The sequence below is a fragment of the Candidatus Marithrix sp. Canyon 246 genome (genome assembly GCF_001723685.1).
GTDB lineage: Bacteria > Pseudomonadota > Gammaproteobacteria > Beggiatoales > Beggiatoaceae > Marithrix.
Window position 1 is genome coordinate 17,973 of record NZ_MCBX01000007.1, and the last position, 25,360, is coordinate 43,332.

Below are 25,360 nucleotides of genomic sequence, written 5' to 3' on the forward strand. Positions count from 1 at the left end.
AGAATAAAGACCTGTCAGGTTTTTAAAACCTGACAGGTCTGAAGGTTACTATTTAAGTTTCAAAATTTGTCGTAATCCATCAGGATAAACTATTAGTAATTGTTTTGCATCTATATTTATTACTTCTAGTTTTCCATCGCTTGGTGCTTCTCCATGTACTACTGCATAATCTAATTTACCTTCATAGCTTTGTCCTCCTAACTTAAATTTTAAGTTGCCTTCTGGAGATAATTCAGCTTCTGTAGTAAATTCTGCTGTGGCTGGGATAGAAGCTGGAGTTGGATAGAAAATTTGTTCTAGTTTTTGTCCATCTGCATCTTCAAACACTAAGGCCAAATTGCCATTTTCTTTAACAATAAAGCCGTTTTCTGTGTCTTTATCAACAATTGTTGCTGCTAAATCTGGTCTGCCAAAATAGCTTAATTTGTCAGTGGCTGGAATTTGAATATTACCATCATTGTTTATACTAAATTTTGGTAAATTTAGCTTAGCTAAGGCAGCTTTTAATTGTTTTAAATCTTGCACTGCTGGATTAGCTGTTACTTCTATACCATCTTCAGTAGTAAAAAACACTGTTTGTCCAAAACCTAATCTAACTGCTTGCTCAGTAGCAGCACGAGTTTTGCCTTTCACATACCGCACTTTAATAGGAATGACTACAAACACTGTTATTTCTATGTTCAGTGTTAGAACACCAGTATTACTGCTTTGCTCAATTTTACCACTGCTTGAAATAGCTGGTAAAATATTGATCTTGGTTAACAGCCCTATGCCATTCACAATTGGATCATTTGATAAATCTACAGGCGATGGTTGCTCAACTTCAACATTCTCAGGAATTATGCTTGGTAGAGTTTGTGTTAAATCTATACCTTCAGGAATATTTTCTGCCTTGATGAAACGCACGCCGTCAGCTAAGCTAACATCTGCTGGCATTTCTACACCATCATCAATTATAACATCAGTTAATTGAGTTTTTGGCTCTATTCCTAAATGTTGCAATACTGCTGGTTTTTTAGGATTACCGCTAATTTTTCCTTCTAGTTTACCACCAATAATTGTAGCATTTTCTCCTAAAGAGACATTTTTAATTACTGTTGCAGAACTGGTAGTTCTAATAGTTCCTTCTAATTTGCCACCATTTACTGATGCTCCTCGTAATTCGACATCTGTTAAGGTAACTTCTGTAGGAAGTTCAACACTTTTATCAAATATTACATGACTTAATTCAGTTTTAGCAATTATTTTTACATTGATCAATACTGCTGGTGCTTCTGGATTGCCGTTAATTTGACCTTCAATTTGTCCGCCTTCTATCTGAGTTCCTTTTGCTAAAGTTACGTCTTTTAGAATGCCTTCATTTTTGATTTCTCCTTCGAGAGTTCCGCCTTCTACTATAACCTCTGGTTTAATATTAACATCCTTATTAATTGGTTCTGGTGTTGATTGAACTGGCGTTTGAGGTAATGGATTTATAGTAATATTAAAGGTTTTAGATTCTGAATTATCTTCACCATCATTTAATATTACGGTTACTACTGCGCTACCAACACCTGCTACTGTATAGCTTAAATTTCCAGAACTATCAATTGCTGGTTGTGCTGAAAATAGGCTGTTATTGTCATTAGTTACTGCAAAACTTAGAATTTGTGATGATTCATTTGCTGTTCCTGCATCAATCTTGGTTGCCCATAAATCTACTGTTTGTGTACCAGAACCTTCAGAAACTGTTTGATCAGCACCTTTGGTGAATGATGGTATGTCATTTACCGGATCTACTGTGATGGTTACGGTATCAGTATCTGTTAATGCACCTAAGCTGCTTTGATCATCAACCTCAATCTGTATTGTGCTATCACCATGAAAATCAGCATTTGGAGTAAAACCCAGACCTTCCAATGCAGTATTAATATCTGTGACAGTTCCTGTAAATACCATTTCAGCATCATCAGTTCCATCACCTGTAGTAAATGTTAATCCATTGATTCCACTTAAAGTTGCTGTTCCGTTAGCCACTGTTAGTGTCACTTTAACTGGATTAGTTCCAGCATCAGTATCTGTAATTGAAATCTGATTGCTATTATCTGCTGAGAAAACTAATGGGCTATCTTCATCTGTAGTTTGCGTAGATGGTACAGTATTGCTTGGTTCTTCATTGGTATCACTAATATTAATAGTGAAAGTTTGAGCCGCTGAAGTATCTGTACCATCACCTAATACGACTGTTACTACTGCACTACCATTTGCATCCGGGGCTGGAGTATAGCTTAAATTTCCAGTTGCATCAATTGCAGGTGGTGCTGAAAATAGGCTGCTATTATTATTAGTAACTGTAAAGCTTAGAGTTTGTGATGATTCATCACTTGGTCCAGCAGAAATGTTAGTTGCCCAATTACTAATTGTTTGTGCGTCAGAATCTTCATCAACTGTTTGATCAGCACCTTTGGTGAATGATGGTATGTCATTTACCGGATCTACTGTGATGGTTACGGTATCAGTATCTGTTAATGCACCTAAGCTGCTTTGATCATCAACCTCAATCTGTATTGTGCTATCACCATGAAAATCAGCATTTGGAGTAAAACCCAGACCTTCCAATGCAGTATTAATATCTGTGACAGTTCCTGTAAATACCATTTCAGCATCATCAGTTCCATCACCTGTAGTAAATGTTAATCCATTGATTCCACTTAAAGTTGCTGTTCCGTTAGCCACTGTTAGTGTCACTTTAACTGGATTAGTTCCAGCATCAGTATCTGTAATTGAAATCTGATTGCTATTATCTGCTGAGAAAACTAATGGGCTATCTTCATCTGTAGTTTGCGTAGATGGTACAGTATTGCTTGGTTCTTCATTGGTATCACTAATATTAATAGTGAAAGTTTGAGCCGCTGAAGTATCTGTACCATCACCTAATACGACTGTTACTACTGCACTACCATTTGCATCTGGGGCTGGAGTATAGCTTAAATTTCCAGTTGCATCAATTGCAGGTTGTGCTGAAAATAAACTGTTATTATCATTAGTAACTGTAAAGCTTAGAGTTTGTGATGATTCATCACTTGGTCCAGCAGAAATGTTAGTTGCCCAATTACTAATTATTTGTGCGTCAGAATCTTCAGAAACTGTTTGATCAGCACCTTTGGTGAATGATGGTATGTCATTTATTGGATTTACTGTGATGGTAATGGTATCAGTATCTGATAATGCTCCACCTCCACCAGTATTACCAAGATCATTAGTTTCTATAGTTAAAGTAGTATCACCATTAAAATCAGCATTTGGAGTAAAGCTCATGCCTGCCAATGCAGTATTAATATCTGTGATAGTTCCTGTAAATACCATTTCAGCATCATCAGTTCCATCACCTGTAATAAATGTTAATCCATTGATTCCACTTAAAGTTGCTGTTCCGTTAGCCACTGTTAGTGTCACTTGAACTGAATTCGCTCCAGCATCTGGATCTGTAATTGAAATCTTATTGCTATTATCTACTGAGAAAACTAATGAGCTATCTTCACCTGTAGTTTGTGTGCTAGCTGCTATACTATTAATTGGTGCTTCATTTGGTGGTGGATTATTCAGCCACAGCTTATTGGCTTGACCAAAGTTAGCCACCACGGCATCCAAATCACCATCGCCATCCACATCCCCCAGCGACACGCTTCGGCTATTAGAACTGCCAAGGCTTTGGCCGCTATCACTAAAGGTTCCAGAACCGTCATTCAGCCACAGCTTATTGGCTTCACCATAATTTGCCACCACGGCATCCAAATCACCATCGCCATCCACATCCCCCAGCGACACGCTTCGGCTCTTAAAATTGCCAAGGCTTTGGCCGCTATCACTAAAGGTTCCAGAACCGTCATTCAGCCACAGCTTATTGGCTTGACCAAAGTTAGCCACCACGGCATCCAAATCACCATCGCCATCCACATCCCCCAGCGACACGCTGTAGCTCTTAAAATTGCCAAGGCTTTGGCCGCTATCACTAAAGGTTCCAGAACCGTCATTCAGCCACAGCTTATTGGCTTCACCAAAGTTAGCCACCACGGCATCCAAATCACCATCGCCATCCACATCCCCCAGCGACACGCTGTAGCTCGATGAACTGCCAAGGCTTTGGCCACTGTCTGATAATATTCCTCCATTGCCTGCTTTGACAGTGAATTGTGATGTTTTAGCAGTGGACAGAGATTGAGCATTATTGCTTTGTAATAATGTGGTGAGAGTAACTGTTACAGTCTCACCGGGTTTGAAGTCATTAGTTGGATCGAAAGTAATATTATTGCCACTGGGTGTGAATATGCCATCAATTGGCCCTGATAATGAGCCATTGACAATAATATGTGTACCCGGATTACCCATAGCATCATCAAACTCAATACTAATATTACTATCGGCATTTTGAGCTAAGGCATTAACTGTTGGAGTTTGACTATTAACTGATAAGGCATAAGCAGCAGGAGTCAAAGTACATAGACTCGCCAATAACATGCTACTCGAATACAGTTTGAATTTATATTTATTATTCAGAGGAAATAATAACTTTGAATTTAATTGGTTCATAAATTTACTGACTGGTTTTTTTGTATCACAAAAATAGATTATACATAAATATAATAAATATAACTACATTAATTTCAATTTCAATTCATCACCATACTTGTTCTGCAAACTAGCATTATAGCTAAGCAATTGTTTTTTAGCATCAGCGGCATTTTTCTTAATCAGAGCCAAATAATTTGTTTATCCACGTAATTCGCTGTACTTAATATTATGTAAATATGTATAAATATTTATACGTACCGACATAAATAGTTCATCATTAGTATTAGATTGAAATCAATAATAATAACTGGATAAGATTGCCATTCAGTAATTTTTTCATGTCTTATACCTTTTCAATTTGATAGCCAATCTCCTTCCCTAAAATCCCCACACCAAGATAAACTCGCTGACGCAAATCATTTAAAAAGCGTTCCCCATAATTTTTGTCTTTGATTTGCGCAATAGCTTTATTAGTCAAGCTATCCATTTTAGTGCCTTTTTCAGCATATTTAAATTCTATCAAATAAATCTTGTTATCAAATTCCAATACGCCATCAATACGCCCCTTATCTGTTAATATTTCCAGATCAATTTCAACCCCCATCAATACTGCCACCATATAAAATAAAGAATGATAATAAGCTTCTTTCTTGATATGTAAGTTATATGGAATTTTAGCAAACAAAGCACGGATTAGATTTATAAAGCCTTCAATATCATCATTTTGTAAAAAAATTCGTAATTTTTTTGTTGCTGGCTGAATTTCATCTAATCTATTATTAGTAAATGCAGTAAATAAATAAGTAGTAAATGCTTGTTTTACTTCTAAGTTTGGATAATTTAAAGTGTATTCAATAAATAAATCTTCACTATCAATATCAGTGATAGTTAGGTATCCCGTTTGAAATAAAAGCGCGAATACATTTAGATTCTCAAGATTGTATCCATCAAATATAGTTTCTGGAACTTTTTTGTTTTCAAATTGGATTGTATCAAGTTCTGTGTTTTTAATTAACTTCATCAAAAACGTTGGAGTGCCAGTTGCAAACCAATAATTACTAAAGCGTTGTTCCATAAATAAATTAAGAATTGAGAACGGATTATACAGTGTATCTTTAGCATTCCATGAATAACCATTATACCAAGTCTTAATTTTAGTAAGTAAAACTGGTTTTTTGATTTCTAAAACAGAGCCGAGATTATGAATATAAGACTCAAAATAAGTTTCTAATTCTTTTTGTGTATATCCACACAGTGTGGCAAATTGTCTTGAAAATGTAATATCCCTTACATTATTTAATTCAGAAAAAATCGAAACACGAGAAAATTTCGATACTCCGGTAAGGAATACAAAGCGTAAAAATGGATCAGAAGATTTCAAAATACCAAAAAAATCTCGCATGATTTCACGATTTTTTGTCGCTTTTTCTATATCGTCAATATGTTCAACTATTGGTTTATCGTATTCATCTATTAAAACCACAACTTTTTTCTGAGTCTTTTTTGAAATCTTTTCAATTAACTCTCCAAATTTATCCTTAATAAAACTCTTTGATAGTACAATATCATATGTAGTGGCAATTTCATCTAAAAATGATAATAATGATGTTTTAAAAACTTCATCATTAGTGTATGAAATTTTATTGAAATCAATAATAATAACTGGATATGATTGCCAGTCAATCTTATCATAGATATATAAGCCCTGAAAAAGTTCTTGATTGCCTGAAAATATTTCTGATAATGTTGAAATTAATAAAGATTTTCCGAATCTGCGAGGGCGAGATAGAAATAAATATTTACCTCCTTGCAATAATTCAGTAATTTCTTTAGTTTTATCCACATATAAATAATTTTCTGTGATTATTTCTGAAAATGTTTGAATGCCTATCGGTAATTTTTTCATATTGTTAATATTTATTTTATCGAAAAAATCTATATTACAGACAATCTAACATTTTCACAAGGTTTTATTTACAAAGATTTTTGTCAATAGCTACAGTTTTTCCACCGGGTAATACTGCTACTTTTGGTCTTTCTAAGCTCGGAATACAAAATTAATACTGAGCTTCTGAGTATGCTGGGATTATTGTATTTAATGGGGTGCCGCCGGGCACTATTGATATTAGATTTACAGTTACGCTGTTTGGATTACCTAATGTATCAATTGCTTCCATTGGAATACGAACATCTTTAAAGTGCTCAACTATTGGTTTATCATATAACAAAATTAAGTACAACGAATTACGTGGATAAACAAATTATTTAAATTAAACTTTATTAGTTTATCCACGTAATTCGCTGTACTTAATATTATGTAAATATGTTAAAATATTTATACCTACCGACATAAATAGTTCATCATTAGTATTAGATATTAGATTGAAATCAATCAGAATAACTGGATAAGATTGCCATTCAATCTTATCATAGATAATAAATATTTACCTCCTTACAATAATTCAGCAATATACAAAATTTCTCCACTAGGCAATTCATTAGGTGAGCCTCCTAATGGTTCTAAACTAACCGCAATTTTGTTTTTATTCGATAAATGTGCTAATTTTTCTGTTAATCTTAATTTTATATTACCTTGTTTAGGTAATAATCCTATCGATATAGGATTGGCTTTTACTTTTTCCTTTGGTAATAACCATAATTCAAAATCTTGCTTGGCTGTGATTTGTTGTGGTTTATTTAAGGTTTTAATTATAATGTTTTTCTCATTCAATGATACATTGATTAACCATATAGGTTTATGTTCACTATCTTGGATAATGGAAATAAGTGTTTCTTCAGCCTGATAAAATGGTTTCAATACAATAAACATTAAAAATAAGGACATTATTACAAAACTAGTTGCTAATGAACGCCATAATAAAATATTATCCCATAATGATATTTTGGGTTTCTCAGGATTAATTTTTGTAATAATAGATGACCAGATATGTTTCGGGGGTAATACTGGAATCATGTTTTCATAAAATTTATAAAAATAAAGTTCCCAATACATAACGCCCAGATAATATTATTAATTTTTCTTCGTCTTTATTGTGCATTGTCTAAACATTGTTTTAAAAATATGAGACTACGACTGATCCAACTTTTAACTGTACCTATCGGTTTTTCTAAATATTCACTTAATTCTTTGTGAGTATAACCATGATAATAAGCTAAAAAAATGCTTTCACGAGCTTCTTTTTTTAATTGTTTTATACAGTATTCCAATTCTGAAGCATCAGCATAATCTGTTAAAAAATCATTCTCATACATCTGTTCTTGATTAAGTTGTAAATTAGCATCTAATTGTTGTAGAGTACTATTTTGACGTAATTTATCTAAAGCATGATAACGTGTTATGCTATATGCCCAGACTATAATTGAACCTTTGTTAGTATTATATTGTTCTGCTTTATTCCAGATTTAGATAACTGTTGTTCATTATGTTTCATGTAAGATATTCTTTTATGTCAATTGATACATCCAAATACTCGCCAATATAGCTGAGGCTATTGAAACTATTTTAAATATCCATATTTTAAAATTGATGCTTAATTCTGTGATTTTGCTATTACAATCAGTAGAAAATTTTAAATGTATTTGTTAGCCTTTATTTCTGCCTAAGTAATTTTTCTATCTAAATTATTATCTAATCCTAAAATATTTTCTAAGTCTAAAACGGCAATATCCCAACTTCCTGTTATATACATGGGCATAAGCATTTATGCTCAATAATAGTAATAATAATATCCTCATTATTTAAATTTCCCTAATAAAGATTGTATTCTTACATCTTCGAGTTTATTTTGTTTTATCCAATTTACTAAATTAGGCACGGATTTATTATTAGCTAAATCTTGTTCTAATGTTAATAAGAAACGCGCTTGTTCTGCTAAATGTAATGTAGAATTACGTGCTTTTTCTATCTCAAAATTAGCTTGTAAATATTTTATATCGTCTTGTGAAGATTTACCTGCAATCATAATACGTAAACGTAAAGCCAGATTATTTTTAGCTAAATCTTCAAATAATTCAATAAGCTGTTGTGGTTTATTATTCCAAATCAGAAAGTCTGCATATGAATTGTATAAATAATAATCCTGATTTTTTATTTTAAAAACTTTATTAGTTTATCCACGTAATTCGCTGTACTTAATATTATGTAAATATGTTAAAATATTTATACGTACCGATATAAATAGTTCATAATTAAACCTGACAGGTTTGGCTTAAACTTATGATAAAATAACATAACATTAATCACAAAAATCTAAAAATCCGATGCAATATCCCTTAACCGAAAAAATAGGCGATCCAGAGTTACTAGTTGGGCGAGAAAAGGAATTTAAACACTTTGGTAAATGGATAAAAAACATACCCAAAAGACTATCCAAATCCAGAGTAATAATAGCCAGAAGGAAAAGCGGCAAAACTAGCTTTGTACAACGAATTTTCAACCAATTATGGACAGAAAATAAAGAAGTTATACCATTTTATTTTGAATTTGATGAAAATAAAATGTGGTATCCAGAATTGGCAATTAAATATTATCGGGCTTTTGCTTCACAGTATATTTCTTTTATTACTAGAGCACCAAACTTGGTTATAGATCATTTATCTTTGGAACAAATAAGAGAATTTGGTATCAGTAAATCAATTGAACCTCTAATTAATGATGTAGATTTTCTTATTAAAAATAAAGAAATTGGAGGTAGTCATGGATTAATGTGGAAAACTGCTTGTGAAGCACCACATCGTTATGCTTCTGTTCTTGATACTAAATTTTTAGTAATTTTAGATGAATTTCAAAATATTACTAAATATATTTATCGAGATGAAAAATGTCAAGAGGAAGCTGATGAAACTCTAGCCGGTAGTTATCATTCTCTTGCCGAATCAAAAGTTGCTCCAATGCTAGTAACTGGCTCTTATGCTGGTTGGCTATTAAAAGTTATTAGTCAATATTTAGAAGCAGGAAGACTAAGTCAAATCCGTTTTTCTCCTTATTTAACTGAAGATGAAGGTTTAGAAGCTGTATATAAATATGCTTCATTTTATGAAGAGCCGATTACCAATGAGACAGTTTTGCAAATCAATGAATTATGTATGGCTGATCCATTTTTTATCTCTTGCGTAATAATCAGCGATTATGAAGATAAAGATTTAACCACCTCAAAAGGAGTAGCAGATACTGTTGATTATGAACTTTCAGAAGAAAATGCTGAAATGTATTTAACATGGGGAGAATATATTCATCATACTGTAAATGAAGTAAATGATCAAAATGCGAAAAATATTTTATTGTTTTTGAGTAAAAATAATGAAAAATATTTTACACCCACAGATTTGAAAGAAAAATTAGGCTTAGATTTAGAAATTAATGAAATTCATAAGCAATTAATTGTTTTAAAAGAAGCTGATTTGATTACTAGGGCTGTTTCTAATATTCATTTTAGAGGCTTGCAAGATGGTACGCTAAATTTAATTTTACGTAAGAGTTTTGAAGAAGAAATCAAAGAATTTGCGCCTGATTTTAAACAAGAGTTTGCTGATCAAATTGCTGAATTAAAGAAGGAAAATAAACAACTACAGGGTAAATTAAATTCTTTATCTGGCAAAATTGCTGAAAATATGTTAGCTACTGCCTTAAGAAATAAAAAACGTTTTAGTCTATCTAAATTTTTTAAGAATGTTAAAGATAATACTGTTTTAAATATTCAAAAAGTTAAAGAAAGAGTTCATATTCAGCGTGAAGATGGTAAAAATATGGAACTTGATATTGTAGCTCAATCTTCATGTGATAGAGTTGTTTTAGTGGAAGTTAAAAAAACTCAGACTAAAACTGGTTTAAACAAAGTTGAAGACTTTCAAGAGAAAGTTGAGGTTTATAAAACTAATTTTCCTGACACTATTGTTTTAGCGGCTTATTTATCCTTGGGTGGATTTACTGAAGAGGCTGGTGATTTTTGTTTGAGACATGGAATTGCTGTGGCTGAGATAATTGAGGAATTGTAAATAATTAAACCTGACAGGTTTTTAAAACCTGTCAGGTTTGGTATTATAAAGTATTAATGGATTTTAAATTCAAGGTAATAATACCATCGAATATTAATATTAAATCCATACTTATATGAAATTCTTTAATCACTTTACCATTAGCAATGATAGAAACTTTAGGTAAATTGAGAGAATTATCAGCAAAATTAAATATATCATTAGATTCTTTTACTTTGTCTAATAATGTTAAATCCTTGATATTAAAAGCATAGATATTATCTAGGTTGGTTTCTAAGGTCATATTTAACTGATAATAATCAATGCTATCTCCATTTTTAACCTTTAAAATAGGAATGTTCAAAGTAACATTATCAGTATCATAGCTGGTTGCCCACAAACTATTTGATATTAAAGCAAATAATAAAATTAGCAAATATTTAAAATATTTACCAAAGCTGGTAAGGTAGGATGAGTAACATAGGTAGCAAATTGTCCATCATCTTTAGGCAAACGTGATACTTGTACCCATTTTCCAGCATTAGCCGCTGGTTTAGCAAAACTAGCTTGAGGATTTAATAAACGTATTTGTGGCAAACTAGCAGTTGTCCAAGCACCTATAATTCCTTTACCGTCGCCAATTAAACATTTGGTAGGAACTTCTATTGCTAAACTAGTAATACATAATTAATTTTTCCACAACCTTCTATAGAAAAGTCATAGATAAAAGTCTTGGCATAACTGCTGTAATCAGCAAAGGTTTTTTGACCTTGAACTAAAGTTAAAGTATAAGATAATGAAAATCCTAAACTTTTTTTATTATCAGCAGAAATAACCCCAATATGTTTTAATCGTCACCATTGTTATCAACATGGATTTCATAAAGAGCATTAGTATCCATGCTAAAATAATTTGGACCACCATAGGCATCTTGTAATGAAATTTTCTCTACCTTTTTCATAGCTAGTAAACATATAAAAAATCGGTAGCATCAACTTTGGGATGTTTAGTAATAAAAGGGGCTTCACGATGACTGGAAGCGTAACTATTAGACCCTGCTAATAATGCAGTTATAGTAACAGATAAGCAAAAGTTTTTCAATTTCATAAGTAATCTCAATAAAAATTTGAATTAAAATATGAGATAAAAAGCATCTCATACTAATAATTACGTATGAAGTTTCAAAACGGATGCAAAAAAATTATTTTTTGTCAAAAAAATGGCATTTTATCACGCTAATAAAAAACAAAGTCACGCTATTTCAATGAATTCCATCATGGTATAATATTTGTGTTGTGTGATTTAAACCAATTAAACACAGAATATCATGAAAAGTTTAAACCAATATCCATTATCATCTACTCAAAAAGAAATCTGGCTTGATCAATCATTATCTCCTAATATACCCTTATATAATATCGGTGGATATTTACATATATCTGGCGCAATTGATATTAAGCTTTTTGAGCAAAGCCTTAATCAGCTTATTCAAGAATATGATGCTTTAAGAATTAAATTACAACATTCTTCTGAAGGTTTTGTTGTTCAATCTATTGAGGAACATATAGATTTTAAGCTAGATTATCAGGAATTTTCTGAACATCCTGATGCAATGGCTTGGATGCATAAACAATTCAAACAAGTTTTTAAACTTGAAGGTGAATTTTTATTTCAATTTGCCTTATTAAAAATAGCAGATAATTGTTATTACTGCTTTAATAAATTTCATCATATTATTGTTGATGGCTATGCTATTTCTTTAATGAATCAGCGTTTGGCAGCAATATATAATCAAGCCGACGATGAAACTATTTGTCATTCTTATATTGATTTTGTCAAAAAAGATCAAGCCTATTTTGATTCTGATCAATATATACGTCATCAAAATTATTGGTTAGAAAAATATCAGGATATTCCAGAGCCGCTTATTGAAACTGACGCTACATTTGAAAGTCAATGTTCTAGTTTAGATTTGAATCGTGAGCATTATAACCAATTGATTCAATTTGCAGAATCACATAATGTTTCCACATTTCATGTTATTTTAGGCGCACTTTATTGTTATTTTACTAAAACTACTGGTAGAGATGATTTTGTCATTGGTTTACCAATATTAAATCGAAATACTGCCGCTTTTAAACAAACAGTCGGTATGTTTGCTAGTGTTAGTGCCGCTTGGTTTCGTTTTGGAACCGATTTAAATTTTATTCAACTTATTCAAGCTATTAGTCAAGAATTAAAACAAAATTATCGTTATCAACGTTTTCCAATTAGTGAAATTAATCGTCAATTAGGTTTACAAATAGAAGCTAGAAAGCAGCTTTTTGATATTACACTTTCTTATGAAAAGCATGATTATGACGCTAATTTAAATGGTAATCCAGTTGAAGCTCTTACATTAAGTAATGGTTATGAACAAACTGCTTTAAATATTAATATCCGCGAGTTTAATAATAACCATGATGTTAGAGTTGATATAGAATATAATCTCGGCGCGTTTACTGAATCTGAAATTGAACAATTTAAATTGCGTTTTAAAGCATTGTTAAGCAATATCCTTGATGGCAGTCAATTAGCAATTCGGGAATTGCAAATTATGCCTGACATAGAAAAGCAAATTATTCTAACTAAATTTAATCAGACAGCTAGTTATGATTTACCAGTAGATACAACTGTAATTGACTTATTTGAGCAACAAGTAGCAACAACACCTGATAAAATTGCCGTTACTTTTGCAGATCAACAACTGACTTATCAACAATTAAATTGTCGCGCTAATCAACTAGCACATTATCTTCAAGCTATCGGAATTCAACCTGAAGTTTTAGTTGGGCTTTGTATTGGGCGTTCTCATGAAATGTTAATTGGATTGTTAGGAATTCTGAAAGCAGGAGCCGCTTATTTGCCATTAGATCCTAATGTTCCAGCGGCACGCAATGCCTTTTTATTAGAACAAGCTCAAATACAAGTATTAGTTACTATTCAAAGTGTTATAGCAGGATGGTCGATTGATCAAGCTCATGTAATTTGTTTAGATAATCCATTATCAGAACAAAATACTGATAACCCAATTAATAATTTATTAGGGCAAAATTTAGCCTATGTTATTTATACATCCGGTTCAACAGGTAAACCTAAAGGGGTTATGATTGAGCATCATAGTTTAATTACTCATACTCAAGCCATTATTGAACACACTGAGTTACAGCCTAATGATAAAATCTTACAATTTGCCCCTATAAATTTTGATGTTTCAATTGAAGAAATATTTCCTGCATTATTAAGCGGCAGCACACTGGTATTACATCCTGCTAAACTATTTGCCTCATTAAGCGAGTTTCAACAATTTCTGGATTCAGAAAAAATCAGCGTCACCCATTTACCATCATCTTATTGGCATCAATGGGCATTAAATGTCTCAAAAACTAAAGCCAAATTACCAGATAGTTTACGTTTAGTGGTAACTGGTAATGATAAGCTAATGTTAGATCGAGTTAAATTATGGCAGCAATGTGTAGCTGATCAGCCAATAAGATTGTTTAATGTTTATGGTTCAACTGAAGCTACAATTACCAGTACTATTTATGAAGTCACAGCTAATATCAATTTATCATCAGTGCCAATTGGTCGCCCGATTGCCAATGTGCAAACTTATATTTTAGATAAATACATGCAGCCTACACCAATAGGTATTGCCGGCGAATTATATATTGGTGGTACAAGTTTAGCGCGATCTTATTTATATGATACTGAATTAACTGAAGAAAAATTTATTTATAATCCCTTTTCTGACAATTCACTGTTATATAAAACAGGTGATATAGCGCGTTATTTAGCAGATGGTAATATTGAATATATTGGTCGTAATGATAATCAAGTCAAAATACGTGGTTTCCGTATTGAGCTTGGAGAAATTGAGGCAGCACTAACTCAACATCCAGAAGTCAGAGAAACAGTAGTTCTAACCGAAACTGATAAATACAATAATAATCAATTAGTCGCATATGTAGTTTCAAACTGGATTCCTGATCGAATACCTTATCAAACAGCTTGCCTAGCTGAAATTGAAGGTGAAACTGTAAAACTTAGAACCGAAGATATTTCCTCTGGAGGTGTTGGATTAGAAGAAGTACCTACGAATTTTTGTGAGGGTCAAAACATTCGTTTATACTTACTATTACCTAATGAACAACAACAACGTTGGCTTAATGGCACTGTAACATGGGCGCGTTCACCTCAAGCAGGTATTAAATTCCATTTAACACCGACAGAACAAATTGTGCTTGAACAAAGCATGGAATATCTATTAGAATTCCAAGGGTTTTTAAAAGCTTTACAACGCATAGTTGCTGGTAATTTAACTAATTATTTAAAAGAAATATTACCTAAATACATGATGCCTTCTCGCTATGTATTATTAAATGCTTTACCTCGTGCTGCTAATGGCAAAATAAATCGTAAAGCAGTTGTTAAAACCTCAATCAAGAAACGACAAACACCAGCAGAGGCTTTAACTCCAACGGAACAAATTATCTCAGCAGCTTGGAGTGAAGTATTAGGATGTGACAATATTAGTATCTATGATAATTTCTTTAAGTTAGGTGGGCATTCATTACATGTCATGCAATTCGTTTCCAAAATTTCGATTGCAATGAATATTGAAAACTTAGTAAAAAAATTATTTGATAATCCCACAATTGCAGAATTGGCTAAAGAACTTGAAGGCGTTATAGAGCAACCAAAACCAGCAAAGCAAAATTTAACAAGCTCAGCTAGATAATTGCGAAGAATATATACTTCCTGAAGAACAAATAGAGAAATTTAAAAGTAGAACAGAATAAAAATGATATAATCAGGTAGGTATTTATAACTAATAAAGGAGCAAACCCAATGCCTATAAGAAACGCCCGTTATTGGAATAATAAATGGCAACAAGCCCCTGTAACCTATAGTGGTAGAGCCTTACGAGCTAGTAGTGACAGAATTGTTTGTGATGTTAAATGTTTTGTTACTATTAATGATGCCATTTTAACTGAAATCATTTATGATTATGACTTAAAAAAAAGCAGTAAGAATGCTACCGCTCATGCTATTCAAAAGTTTGTAAATAATTTTCTGGAATATGTAGGTGATAATGAATCGAGTGAATGCCCAGAATTTTGGCAATTCCCTTTTGAAACTTTACAATCTGGTATGGGTGATTGTGAAGATGGCGCGATTTTAATGGCTAGTTTAATGATACAAGCAGGAATTCCTGCTTATCGAGTTAAAGTATGTGCTGGTTATGTGCGAGAGTCATCGACTGCACCACAAGGTGGGCATTGTTATTGTATTTACTTAGCTGATAGAGGTTGGAGAAAACAAGATTGGGTAGTTTTAGATTGGTGTTATTACCAAGATCCTGATGTTGCTCCTGAAAATAAACCTTTAGCTAAATCAGGAGGTTATAAAGGTTATTATCAAAGCTTATGGTTTACATTTAATAATGAATATTCTTGGAATCAAGATGGATTAGAAATAGAAGCTCGTCGTATCAGTCGTAGTAAATCAGATATGCCAGCTCAAATGAATACATCAATAAAAACTGTTATGACTCAGATTCAGGATAAACTTGCTAAGTAATTTCGGGTTGAGGGCAACCGTGGGATTGCCCTAAAAGAATATTAAAAGTAATTTAAAAACCATGTTTGATATAGAATGGATACAAAATAAGATCAAGAATGATGAAGATTATTTTTCCATACATGCTGATCAAGAAAGACAAAATGATAATCTTACTCAGATAGAAATAAAAGAGGCTTTATTAAATGGTATAGTTTTAGAGCAATATGTTGATACTGGAAGAGGTGAAAGTTGTCTAGTGGTAGGTTTTACTAATAATGGAAAACCAGTACATATTGTATGCGGTGAACGGAATGATAAAGTAATTGTTATTACCGTTTATATTCCACTACCACCAAAATTCAAAAATCCATATGAACGGGGATAAATATGAACACCAAATGTCATTTTTGCGGAAATAAGAACTTTAAAGAAACTAAAGTACAATATATATATAAACATAATGGTAAATTTTTAATTATGGATGATGTTCCTTGCGAGCAGTGCGAATTTTGTGGTGAGCAATACTTTGAAGGAAAAATTTTAAGGCAAATTGAAACTGAATTTAACAATATCTATGTTCAAGGGAAAAAACCAATAAAAGAGTTACATGTTCCTATTGAATCATTTTCAGCAGTGCAATATGCCTGATTTATGCTAAAATCCGAATTAATTCTACCTAGACTAAAAAAGCGTGGTGATACTATAACTCCGCTTGCCCTGCCAGCGGATTATCATTATTTAAAAATAGCTAGCGATTTAATACAAATTGTTAAAGCTCATGTTGGAAAAAGTCAAGGTGAATTAGCTCGTAGTTTAAAGGATTATGAAGCTGATAGTTTGGATTATCGTATCATTCGTGGTTTGGCTAATGTTTTAATTAATCCTTGTGTTTGGAGTCATGAGTTATTGGTTGATCCTATTGATTTGCGTCACTTTTTATTTAGTCAAGGTCCAATTATTCATCAAAGTCAACGCACAGAATTAATCGCAAATACAGCGGCTAAGTTTCAATTGACTAATGAACAAGTTGAGCAGGCTTTATTTTCTGATTTGCTTGAAGAACGTATTTTATTAATTTATGGTGATACATTTACACCCAAGGATTTAATTGCGCGTTATAATTTAGAAGTAGCGCGTGGTTTGTTATATTGGGCGCATGAGGTTGATATTATTGTTCGTGATGGATATAAAACTGTGTTTAAATACATGAAGTTATTTAAATTAATGCACACAATATACCCTATACCCGGACATGGATATAATATTGTTTTATATGGTCCAATTTCTCCTTTTGTCAAATCAACTATACGTTATGGATTACAATTTGCCAAATTTCTACCTGCCTTATTTTTATGTGAAACATGGCGTATGGATGCTTCTGTACAACCACCTGAAACTGGACGTAATTTACATTATAGTTTAGATAATACTAGCGAATTAAAAAGTCACTTTAAAGCTTCAAACATCTTTGATAGTAAAATGGAAGCAGATTTTGCCGCTGAATTTGAAGCGAAATATGGTAGTGGAAAAAAACAAGAATGGGTATTAGCGCGTGAAGATGAAGTAATTGCATTAGGTGACACGGTAATGATACCAGATTTTTCTATTACCAATAATAAAGATGGAAGACGTGCTTTAATTGAAATCATAGGTTTTTGGCATCCAAAATATTTACTAACAAAAATCCGAAAAATTCGCGATGCACAACGCAGCGATCTAATTTTGCTAGTTTACGAAAGCGTCAACATTGCAAAAGAAGTGTTTGAAAAAGTTTCTGCTGGTGAAGTTTTGACGTTTGTCAAAAAGCCGGTGCTTAAAGATGTATTAGCGGCAGTTGAGAGATGTGCTAAATAATGGTATAATTATACCATTGTTCAGAATTGTTCTTGTGCAATATTTTACTACAAACTAGGATCTACCTATGAAAAAAGTATTTATTTATTTAAGTTTATTTCTATTATCTAGCCCGCTATTCGCAGTGCAATGTAACTTGGAAGGAAATCAAACTGAGATGAATCAGTGTGCACATAATGATTTTTTGCGAGCTGATCGAGAATTAAATAAAACTTATAAAGCATTAATTAGAAAATCCGCTGGTAATAGAGGCTATATCAGAGCACTTAGAAAATCACAACGAGCTTGGATGAAATTTAGAGATGCAGAATTAAATGCGATATTTTACTGCGCAGAAAGAAACATCCGAATATGTTGGGGCAGTATGATCGGAGTCTTGTATCCAAACGCAAAAGCGGATTTAACCCGAGATAGAACCAAACAGCTAAAAAAGTATCTTGAGAAAAGTGAAGGCGATTTGTAGTGTTCCCACTACTAGTAGGCTTTAGCCTACTTTAGCTTTAACCTTGGAATACGTATTCCTATTCAACTCAATTTGCCAAATTTCTACCTGCCTTATTTCAGTTGCCCCTGAAAGGGGCTGACATACCAGCCTAGGGCAACTTTCGAGGCAAAAGTTTTTTGAAAAAAAACATTTGCCTCGAAACTAGGATTGATTTGTTTAGAATTCAAGCCCTGAAGGGGCGATACATAATACGTGACTTTTGAGAATTAATTTATGAAAATTATCCAAAAATACCAAATTGATGATAATAATTGCTTATATATCGCCCCTTCAGGGCTAAAATTCTAAACAAATCAATCCTAGTTTCGAGGCAAATGTTTTTTTTCAAAAAACTTTTGCCTCGAAAGTTGCCCTAGGCTGGTATGTTAGCCCCTTTCAGGGGGTGCGTAACATCAGTATTTATTCATAGTTAAGTTTAAAAATTGAAGGGAAGGATAGTCTCAAAACAAATGAGCCGCTTGCTGTCCAAAGCGTATCTGTTTAATTATCAGAAATAGCATCGCGATCAAAAATGCTATTGCTAATATTATCGCGCTTACTATTCCATATTCTCCCCATAATAGCGGTAACAGTTGTAAATCCCCTATTTGGATGCTGTTTTCATATATTTTGCTAATTATACTTAGTTCTGCGCTTAGTTCATTTCTCATCATTATTATTGCTCCTATTGTTAGTATTGTCGCTACTAGGAAGCTTAGTATTATTTGGATGTACAGGATTAGGTGCAGTTGGTTCCAAGACATTCCTTTTGCTAGAAAAATTCCATACTCATGTTGGCGGTGTTGGATCACTATTCCTATTTGTACTATTAATAATACCACTATAAAAAGCAGGAAAAATTGGCTGTAGATTGAATTTAGTAGTTGCATTATTTTGTCAATAAAGTCAAAACGAATCAGTGCGTTGTGATAGGTTGGATGAGGGCTTAATGCTGGTGGATCATTTTCTGTTCTGCTAATGGTTTTAAGATCTTTTAAGTGCTGAAATAGCATGTCGCGTTCGGTATAAATAAAGCCTTGTTGATAGCCGCCAATCATGGTTAGCATATCAGCAGTGGCTTTTGTGTCGCTACATGTTGCATGTCCTTTTTTGGCATATCTTTTCCATGCCGGTACAATTTCTTCACATGGTTTATTGCTTATAATACTTAAATATCCATTGTTATAGCTCAATTTATGCCCTTCTATGAATTCTCCTATGCTTAAATAAGGTTCTGTTAGTAGTTGTTCAGAGTCTGTTTGTAGTGGTATTTTATAAAGTTCGGCGCATTGTTTTACCCATTTTAATGGTAGGGGCTGTTTGGGTATAATCTGATTTCTAGGTGTATTGTCTTTGGCTAATAAGCAGTCTGTTAAGTTATCGCGCAAGCTTTCATTTTCTTGATCTTGCCAGAACATTAGTGTCTTAATGCGTTGTATTGAAGCTCCTTCTGCTTCTGGATAATAGTTTAATTGTGGAGAATATTTTGCTTCTTTTAGAGCTGAGAAGGTGCTTATTGGAAATAGAAATGCTAGTTCTTCCATTGTGGGTATGCGCCCTTTTGCCCAGTTTATACTAAATGGCATCAGTTCACGCCCTCGTCTAGTGTTTACTTCTAACCATAGTTGCTTGTTTGCTAGACAGTATAATTTGTCAGAACTCGCTGCTTGAGTTTTAAAGTTGGGTAATTTGTCTTTTAAGGCATTTTCGTAGGCTTCACATTGAAAATATTGTTTAAACAAGGATTTACTTAATATTATTTCTAATGGCAATGCTGTGGTTTTGTTGCCTTTCCACAAGGGATCATCTGCCGAAACTGCCCAACCTTTAAAGGCTATTTGTTCTGCTTGCCATAAATCCGTTTTACCATCTATGGTTCTCGGAAGTGATACTTGATCCCATTCTACTAGGCGATATGGATGGATGTTATAATCCAAAGATTCTAGCAATTCACGATCCATTACCCGCCCCTCATCATCTACCTTTGCCACAATCCAAATTGGTATTCCTGCATCCTTTACATAGCCAAGAGATACATCCATAAAACGATTTAATAAGCCTTCACGACTGCCATAAACTAGCAAGGCTAAGCTTAGAGTTAATGCTAATAACATTGTTAGCCAGAAAAAGTCGGGCTTACTACTTTTGCTCCATAAGAACGAACGTCGCCATTCAATCCAAGCTAGTTTCCACCAGAGTCTCATTGTATTTCTCCACGTTTCCAGTTTTCTAAGTCTAAACGGTTTTTTAGCTGACATAAACCTTTTTCTATAAATAGAAACTTGTCTATTTCCATCATATCTAAATCATCCGTATGGTGATGAGTTACCCATATTAGGCGATGTTGATTTATATCTGCTTCTACCCAGTTTTTTAGCACATTCATTACTTGTAAGCGTGTATGATAGTCCAATTGTCCAGTAGGCTCATCAGCAAATAATACCCACGGATTATGAATCATAGCTTGTGCTAAAGCAACGCGCTGCTTTTGTCCACCTGATAGTTGAGAAGGAAAACTATTCATAAAGTCTTTTATGCTCTCCTCCGGTAATAATACTGCTTTTAATTGCTTTTCAGCCGCTTTACGTGCTACTGTCCAAGTTTCTCCTCTTAGAACTAAGGGATAAGCTATATTTTCGGGTACAGTTAAGTGAGCGGATAGAGTATTATCTTGAAAAGCAAAACCAAAACGCTCTCGACGTAGCCAAGCTGCTGTTTTAGAACTTAAACCGTTTTTATTCCAAGAACAAGTTTTGCCATCGGGAAAAGTCCATGTAATTTGCCCTTGAGAAGGCCACTTTAAGGCCGCTAGTAGATACAGCAAAGTACTTTTACCTTGTCCACTTGGACCCATTAGGGGTAACTTGACATTTTCTTCTATCAGAGAAGACGCTAAATTAATGTTTTTTAGTGTTGCCTGTTGGCGAGTTGGCCATTTAGCGGTTACGTCTTCAAATTTACATTGCCATTTGGTCATCGTAATTTACTCCTTTTTACTATTTTTTTTTACGTTTTGAACTGTGATTTATGTGATTTTTTATGATTTTTATTACTGTACAGGACAAAAATTCCCCTGAAAGGGGATAACATACTAGCCTAGGGCAACGCCCTAGGATTTAGTTAATGATGTGTTAGCCCTGAAAGGGCGAGACATCATGTCTCGCCCTTTCAGGGCTGAAATTCTAAACCAATCAATCCTAGGGCGTTGCCCTAGGCTGGTATGTTTGCCCCTTTCAGGGGCTTTTAACAACACATATTTTTCGTTATTTACTCCTTTTTAGTATAAGTTGTACTATTTATGGTAGAGCAAGAGATTTACATATTGGGGCATTTTTTTACGCTTTGAACTGTGATTTATGTGATTTTTATGAGAAAATAACATCACATTAATCACATGAATCACAAAAATCACAGCTCAAAATACTTTTCAGTGAATAGGCTAATACTTAGCATAAAATGTCGGGTTACGTCTTCAAATTGACATTGCCATTTGGTCATCATTATTTACTCCAAAAGATTAGATAAGTGTTTAAGGTTTAAGAAATTCTTCTAAGCTTGTTTGAATTTGCATCATTGCTTGTTCATCTTGTAATGTTTGACATTGCGCTTCGGCTTTTTGTGTCCAAGCTGTACATTTGCCAGTTGTTAATACGGTAAAGGGTATTCCTGCTCTTTTCCAAGTTATTAGGGGTACGCTTAAATTTTTGTCATTGATGTCGTTGATATTTCTAGGTATGTTACTGTTATAAGTGATATAATATACGCTTTGTAAGCTTTGTTTGTTATATACTATGTTGATTAAATCTAAGTCTTGTAAGGCGCGTAAGTCACTGGCACCAAAACGTATGTTGTGAAGCCGTTGCCATATAAAACGTCGCGTTTCTTTTGATTTTTCTAAATCTGCCATGTCTTCACATCTAAGTAGAGCTGAACTTAATTTTCGCCCCGGTTCTATTTTTACTACGGTAAATGGAGTGCTAGTTTTGAGTTGTTTTTCAAAAACTTTTAGCATTGTTGTCGGAATTTGTCTGCCATATTTATCAAGTTTGTCGCCGGTGGAAATAATGATAAGTTTACGTTTACCATGACAATCATAAGGTTTAAACTCATTTGTTTGTGTACAGCGACTGATTGGTTTATCATTGAGTTCATCAAATAATCTTATATAATTGTCATGTGTAAATTCAATGCTTTCTAGTTGCTGGTGGTTGGTGTTTTCACGGCAATCGGTTTTGTTGCTGTATGAATAAATTGCATAATCTTTATTATTGTAGTCTATTATGGGCGGAGTAGTAGGCTGTGAATTTGAGATGAGTTTGATTTGGATATGTAATTCTTGTTCTATTTCTTGTTTAGATAGAGGTATAGTTAGTGTAGTTGGTAATTTGTTGCAGTTTGCGATAACAGTATCTTTTTGAATATCAACAGTTTCACAATCTTTTAATAAATTAATATTTTCACTATTAAGCTTTTCTATTAATTTATAGGGTAGTTTTATTTTTACCTTGTAGGGCTGGCTTGCAAAGCTATAACTTATTAATAATGCAAGAATAAAAAAACTGGTAATTTTATATATATTCATTATTTAATTCCTCTTAATGACTCATGTTACGCACATGTAGTTTTGTAGGTTGGGTTAGCTTTTTTTGCAAAGCAAAAAAACGTAACCCAACAAGAATGTGCCATAAAATGTTGGGTTACGTTATCGCGCGTCGCGCGATAAGCTAACCCAACCTACTCTACTTGTCATTTTATATATATTCATTATCAAAATCCTCTTAATGAGTAGTACAACGGATTTAAATTATGGCAAGAAATCTTTAGGTATAGAGTAGATAGTTTGTTTTCTAAAACTGTGATCGTAACGATACTCATCGTTAGGTCCTAATGGTTTAGGTGGCTTCAGTCTTAGACGTTGGAGATTTTTACTTTTATCACTTATACCACGACATTGTGATTCAGGATAAGGATCTAATGAATAAGCAACCTTATAGGTAGGATTGGATGTTAGCCGAGTTAGAAGATCAAATATATCTTTTATCCACTTAGTAAGGCGATGAAATTCACATGGTGGCATATTGAGTATTTCTCGCTTACTGTATTGCATTAATGGACTGTGTTCACGGACTGGTAGCCCATTTATGCGTTTAAGGATCTCACCTAATATTTCTACTTCTAAAGCGTCCGCAATCTCTGGATATCCCAATATAAGTTGGGTTTCTTCTTTTAAAGTACGGATAATTTCTCTTTTAATTTGATTAAATCCCTTGTTATGAATACCATAAAACAATGGTCGCAATAAGCTTTTAAAATTATCCAAGTCTCTGGAACTTATCCAGATTTCTTCCACAAGTTTGTCTGATACTGGAATATAGGCATCAATAATACTATCATTGAATAATTTAGCATCCTCACGGCTAAATATGAATGTTGGTATAGCAACATGATAGTATCGTTTTCTTTGTCTATCTATCACTATATCTAATAGCGGCAAATGTAAGGGATATTTATACCAAAAGTTACCACCTTGAATTTTGATTTTTTGATCCTTTGTAGCTTGTAAATCAGTATAAGCATATACAAATTCAAGCATCTCTTTAGGGCGAATTTGCAACCTCGTATTCCATGGAATAATTCTATCTTTATCAACCCAACCAATTAATGGTGGAGCCATAATTAAATTATATTTATCTGCTAATAAATAACTTTTTGGTGTTTCAGCAAAGATAAAGTACATTTCAAAGTTAGATAGGAATCTATTCCCGGGAGAAAGTGGAGCTGGTGTTCTTATAAAAGCTTTACGTTCTAAACCTTGTTTATCTTGAAGAGGTTTGATTCGACATAGCAAATCTTGTCTATCCATCCATCCTAATGCTTCGTTGGGTAAGCAACCAGATTTACAGATTTGAACGCGCCCTGATGTTCGACTGTCACTAATGCTTAGAGCATCTAATACTTCACCAAAGTAAAGTGTAGTTTTTTTATGATGTCCATGTGCTTTATAATACACTGGCGCGTTATTACGTAAAACACGTAAAGGCAATGAACTGTTAATGCTTTGATTGTCACTTAGTAATGGAAACGAATATCCTTCGCAGCTACCTTCAATAGAAGCCTGAATAGAGTGATTGTTAAGTGGCGATGGAGTTATTGTGCTAACTGGTGGTTTAGGTGGTTGCGGTATAGGCGTAACATTAGGTTTTTTAAGCACAAAAACAAAATCGCCTCGTGATAATGCATAATCTTCAATTTTTCCAGATTGTGGATTTTGATTAGAATGTTCTGGTACTTTATTTTTTAGATACAATCCTAATTCTGCTCCCGTAATATAGCCATCTTTATATAGATCACCCCAACCATAATGTATAGCATCAACAAAAGCTGGTGTAAATACACTTTTGGCAGGCACTGTTTCGTTGGCATTTCCAGCGGTAATAAATTGGCGCACTGGTTCTTTTGTCCATTGTTGAATTTTTTCTGGTACTGATGACTTGCCCTTCGCCTTAAACGCCGTTCCAGAAAAACAACTATCAAATAAAAATAATACATGTTTAGCCTCAATTCGCCGCGCCCAAGTCATTATCTGATCCATATCCACAGCTTTTCGTAAAAATCCTATCTTATCAATATTTGGATTAGGGGCATCAGTCGGAACAATATAACCTTTATCTTTGCGCGTATAACCATGTCCTGAAAAGAAAAACAATAAACGATTGTTTTTCTGAAAACCATATTTATCAATAAAAGTCTTAAATTGTTCTCTTAATTGATCAGCATTGAGATTTAAACGCATTTCAACTTGAAAACCTTGCGATTCAAGAACTTTTTTTACATCTTTTAATTCGTCGGGAATACTGTTTAAATTCATCATTC

At 33.3% G+C, this 25,360-nt stretch carries 21 protein-coding genes; 7 read left to right on the top strand and 14 right to left on the bottom strand.

Features of this window, described 5'->3' with window-relative positions; translation table 11 throughout:
* Nucleotides 1-48: 48 nt before the first annotated feature.
* The 6 genes from BHU68_RS06065 to BHU68_RS06085 all read right to left on the bottom strand — a co-directional run bounded on the left by BHU68_RS06065 (nucleotide 49) and on the right by BHU68_RS06085 (nucleotide 8,534).
* Nucleotides 49-4,569 carry a beta strand repeat-containing protein gene (locus BHU68_RS06065; RefSeq protein WP_083235044.1) on the bottom strand — a complete coding sequence of 1,507 codons (4,521 nt, stop codon included), beginning with the start codon at nucleotides 4,567-4,569 and terminating at the stop codon, nucleotides 49-51.
* 325 nt (nucleotides 4,570-4,894) lie between these two features.
* Entirely contained in the window at nucleotides 4,895-6,457 is a 1,563-nt protein-coding gene (locus BHU68_RS06070; RefSeq protein WP_069470764.1) for an ATP-binding protein, read from the bottom strand.
* Between the two features lie 151 nt (nucleotides 6,458-6,608).
* The gene (locus BHU68_RS17195) at nucleotides 6,609-6,779 is read right to left on the bottom strand and encodes a hypothetical protein (RefSeq protein ID WP_171899625.1); all 171 of its coding nucleotides are present in this window, start codon (nucleotides 6,777-6,779) and stop codon (nucleotides 6,609-6,611) included.
* 224 nt (nucleotides 6,780-7,003) lie between these two features.
* Complete coding sequence (locus BHU68_RS06075) at nucleotides 7,004-7,564, bottom strand: anti-sigma factor (protein ID WP_069470763.1); 561 nt, start codon at nucleotides 7,562-7,564, stop codon at nucleotides 7,004-7,006.
* Nucleotides 7,565-7,599: 35 nt separating this feature from the next.
* A complete protein-coding gene (locus BHU68_RS16315) occupies nucleotides 7,600-7,974 on the bottom strand; it encodes a sigma-70 family RNA polymerase sigma factor (protein WP_083234949.1) in 375 nt (124 codons plus the stop codon).
* Between the two features lie 332 nt (nucleotides 7,975-8,306).
* Nucleotides 8,307-8,534: a hypothetical protein gene (locus BHU68_RS06085; RefSeq protein WP_069470761.1), complete on the bottom strand. Its 228-nt coding sequence runs from the start codon at nucleotides 8,532-8,534 to the stop codon at nucleotides 8,307-8,309.
* Between the two features lie 298 nt (nucleotides 8,535-8,832).
* Here BHU68_RS06085 and BHU68_RS06090 point away from each other — a divergent pair, with 298 nt between their 5' ends.
* Entirely contained in the window at nucleotides 8,833-10,566 is a 1,734-nt protein-coding gene (locus BHU68_RS06090) for a hypothetical protein (RefSeq protein ID WP_069473721.1), read from the top strand.
* A gap of 43 nt (nucleotides 10,567-10,609) precedes the next feature.
* On the opposite strand, the gene BHU68_RS06095 is transcribed toward BHU68_RS06090, so the two are convergent.
* From BHU68_RS06095 to BHU68_RS17565, 4 genes are all read right to left on the bottom strand, one after another.
* Nucleotides 10,610-10,981, bottom strand: a complete 372-nt coding sequence (locus BHU68_RS06095) for a hypothetical protein (RefSeq protein WP_069470759.1) — start codon at nucleotides 10,979-10,981, stop codon at nucleotides 10,610-10,612.
* Nucleotides 10,975-11,226, bottom strand: coding sequence for a DUF4331 family protein (locus tag BHU68_RS17555; protein ID WP_216092652.1), 252 nt, complete (start codon nucleotides 11,224-11,226; stop codon nucleotides 10,975-10,977). The genes BHU68_RS06095 and BHU68_RS17555 overlap by 7 nt, the downstream gene beginning before the upstream one ends.
* A 166-nt stretch (nucleotides 11,227-11,392) precedes the next feature.
* A complete protein-coding gene (locus BHU68_RS17560; protein WP_216092651.1) occupies nucleotides 11,393-11,506 on the bottom strand; it encodes a DUF4331 family protein in 114 nt (37 codons plus the stop codon).
* Nucleotides 11,507-11,508: 2 nt separating this feature from the next.
* Nucleotides 11,509-11,652 carry a DUF4331 domain-containing protein gene (locus BHU68_RS17565; protein WP_216092650.1) on the bottom strand — a complete coding sequence of 48 codons (144 nt, stop codon included), beginning with the start codon at nucleotides 11,650-11,652 and terminating at the stop codon, nucleotides 11,509-11,511.
* A gap of 220 nt (nucleotides 11,653-11,872) precedes the next feature.
* Between BHU68_RS17565 and BHU68_RS06100 the strand changes: the two genes are divergently transcribed.
* From BHU68_RS06100 to BHU68_RS06125, 6 genes are all read left to right on the top strand, one after another.
* A complete protein-coding gene (locus BHU68_RS06100) occupies nucleotides 11,873-15,325 on the top strand; it encodes a non-ribosomal peptide synthetase (RefSeq protein WP_069470758.1) in 3,453 nt (1,150 codons plus the stop codon).
* Between the two features lie 110 nt (nucleotides 15,326-15,435).
* A complete protein-coding gene (locus BHU68_RS06105; RefSeq protein ID WP_069470757.1) occupies nucleotides 15,436-16,167 on the top strand; it encodes a transglutaminase-like domain-containing protein in 732 nt (243 codons plus the stop codon).
* A gap of 61 nt (nucleotides 16,168-16,228) precedes the next feature.
* A complete protein-coding gene (locus BHU68_RS06110) occupies nucleotides 16,229-16,534 on the top strand; it encodes a DUF4258 domain-containing protein (protein ID WP_069470756.1) in 306 nt (101 codons plus the stop codon).
* 2 nt (nucleotides 16,535-16,536) lie between these two features.
* Nucleotides 16,537-16,797, top strand: a complete 261-nt coding sequence (locus BHU68_RS06115; protein WP_069470755.1) for a YgiT-type zinc finger protein — start codon at nucleotides 16,537-16,539, stop codon at nucleotides 16,795-16,797.
* 3 nt (nucleotides 16,798-16,800) lie between these two features.
* Nucleotides 16,801-18,003, top strand: coding sequence for a DUF790 family protein (locus BHU68_RS06120; protein WP_069470754.1), 1,203 nt, complete (start codon nucleotides 16,801-16,803; stop codon nucleotides 18,001-18,003).
* 67 nt (nucleotides 18,004-18,070) lie between these two features.
* The gene (locus BHU68_RS06125; RefSeq protein WP_069470753.1) at nucleotides 18,071-18,466 is read left to right on the top strand and encodes a lysozyme inhibitor LprI family protein; all 396 of its coding nucleotides are present in this window, start codon (nucleotides 18,071-18,073) and stop codon (nucleotides 18,464-18,466) included.
* 482 nt (nucleotides 18,467-18,948) lie between these two features.
* On the opposite strand, the gene BHU68_RS06130 is transcribed toward BHU68_RS06125, so the two are convergent.
* The 4 genes from BHU68_RS06130 to BHU68_RS06145 form a co-directional block, all read right to left on the bottom strand.
* Nucleotides 18,949-20,691 (bottom strand): ABC transporter permease, encoded by a 1,743-nt coding sequence (locus tag BHU68_RS06130; RefSeq protein WP_069470752.1) that lies wholly within the window; start codon nucleotides 20,689-20,691, stop codon nucleotides 18,949-18,951.
* On the bottom strand, nucleotides 20,688-21,464 hold the full coding sequence (locus BHU68_RS06135) for an ABC transporter ATP-binding protein (RefSeq protein ID WP_069470751.1): 777 nt from the start codon (nucleotides 21,462-21,464) through the stop codon (nucleotides 20,688-20,690). The genes BHU68_RS06130 and BHU68_RS06135 overlap by 4 nt, the downstream gene beginning before the upstream one ends.
* Before the next feature lie 552 nt (nucleotides 21,465-22,016).
* A complete protein-coding gene (locus BHU68_RS06140) occupies nucleotides 22,017-23,069 on the bottom strand; it encodes a hypothetical protein (protein WP_069470750.1) in 1,053 nt (350 codons plus the stop codon).
* Between the two features lie 222 nt (nucleotides 23,070-23,291).
* Nucleotides 23,292-25,358 (bottom strand): caspase family protein, encoded by a 2,067-nt coding sequence (locus tag BHU68_RS06145; RefSeq protein ID WP_083234948.1) that lies wholly within the window; start codon nucleotides 25,356-25,358, stop codon nucleotides 23,292-23,294.
* Between the last annotated feature and the right edge of the window lie 2 nt (nucleotides 25,359-25,360).

Bases quoted from the DNA above. Each gene is read 5' to 3' on its own strand.
- BHU68_RS06065 (WP_083235044.1), bottom strand. From the start codon at position 4,569: ATGAACCAATTAAATTCAAAGTTATTATTTCCTCTGAATAATAAATAT.
- BHU68_RS06135 (WP_069470751.1), bottom strand. From the start codon at position 21,464: ATGACCAAATGGCAATGTAAATTTGAAGACGTAACCGCTAAATGGCCA.
- BHU68_RS06090 (WP_069473721.1), top strand. From the start codon at position 8,833: ATGCAATATCCCTTAACCGAAAAAATAGGCGATCCAGAGTTACTAGTT.
- BHU68_RS06070 (WP_069470764.1), bottom strand. From the start codon at position 6,457: ATGAAAAAATTACCGATAGGCATTCAAACATTTTCAGAAATAATCACA.
- BHU68_RS17565 (WP_216092650.1), bottom strand. From the start codon at position 11,652: ATGAAATTGAAAAACTTTTGCTTATCTGTTACTATAACTGCATTATTA.
- BHU68_RS06145 (WP_083234948.1), bottom strand. From the start codon at position 25,358: ATGATGAATTTAAACAGTATTCCCGACGAATTAAAAGATGTAAAAAAA.
- BHU68_RS06140 (WP_069470750.1), bottom strand. From the start codon at position 23,069: ATGAATATATATAAAATTACCAGTTTTTTTATTCTTGCATTATTAATA.
- BHU68_RS06075 (WP_069470763.1), bottom strand. From the start codon at position 7,564: ATGTATTGGGAACTTTATTTTTATAAATTTTATGAAAACATGATTCCA.
- BHU68_RS06105 (WP_069470757.1), top strand. From the start codon at position 15,436: ATGCCTATAAGAAACGCCCGTTATTGGAATAATAAATGGCAACAAGCC.
- BHU68_RS06125 (WP_069470753.1), top strand. From the start codon at position 18,071: ATGAAAAAAGTATTTATTTATTTAAGTTTATTTCTATTATCTAGCCCG.
- BHU68_RS06110 (WP_069470756.1), top strand. From the start codon at position 16,229: ATGTTTGATATAGAATGGATACAAAATAAGATCAAGAATGATGAAGAT.
- BHU68_RS17560 (WP_216092651.1), bottom strand. From the start codon at position 11,506: ATGAAAAAGGTAGAGAAAATTTCATTACAAGATGCCTATGGTGGTCCA.
- BHU68_RS06085 (WP_069470761.1), bottom strand. From the start codon at position 8,534: ATGATTGCAGGTAAATCTTCACAAGACGATATAAAATATTTACAAGCT.
- BHU68_RS06115 (WP_069470755.1), top strand. From the start codon at position 16,537: ATGAACACCAAATGTCATTTTTGCGGAAATAAGAACTTTAAAGAAACT.
- BHU68_RS06120 (WP_069470754.1), top strand. From the start codon at position 16,801: ATGCTAAAATCCGAATTAATTCTACCTAGACTAAAAAAGCGTGGTGAT.
- BHU68_RS06130 (WP_069470752.1), bottom strand. From the start codon at position 20,691: ATGAGACTCTGGTGGAAACTAGCTTGGATTGAATGGCGACGTTCGTTC.
- BHU68_RS06100 (WP_069470758.1), top strand. From the start codon at position 11,873: ATGAAAAGTTTAAACCAATATCCATTATCATCTACTCAAAAAGAAATC.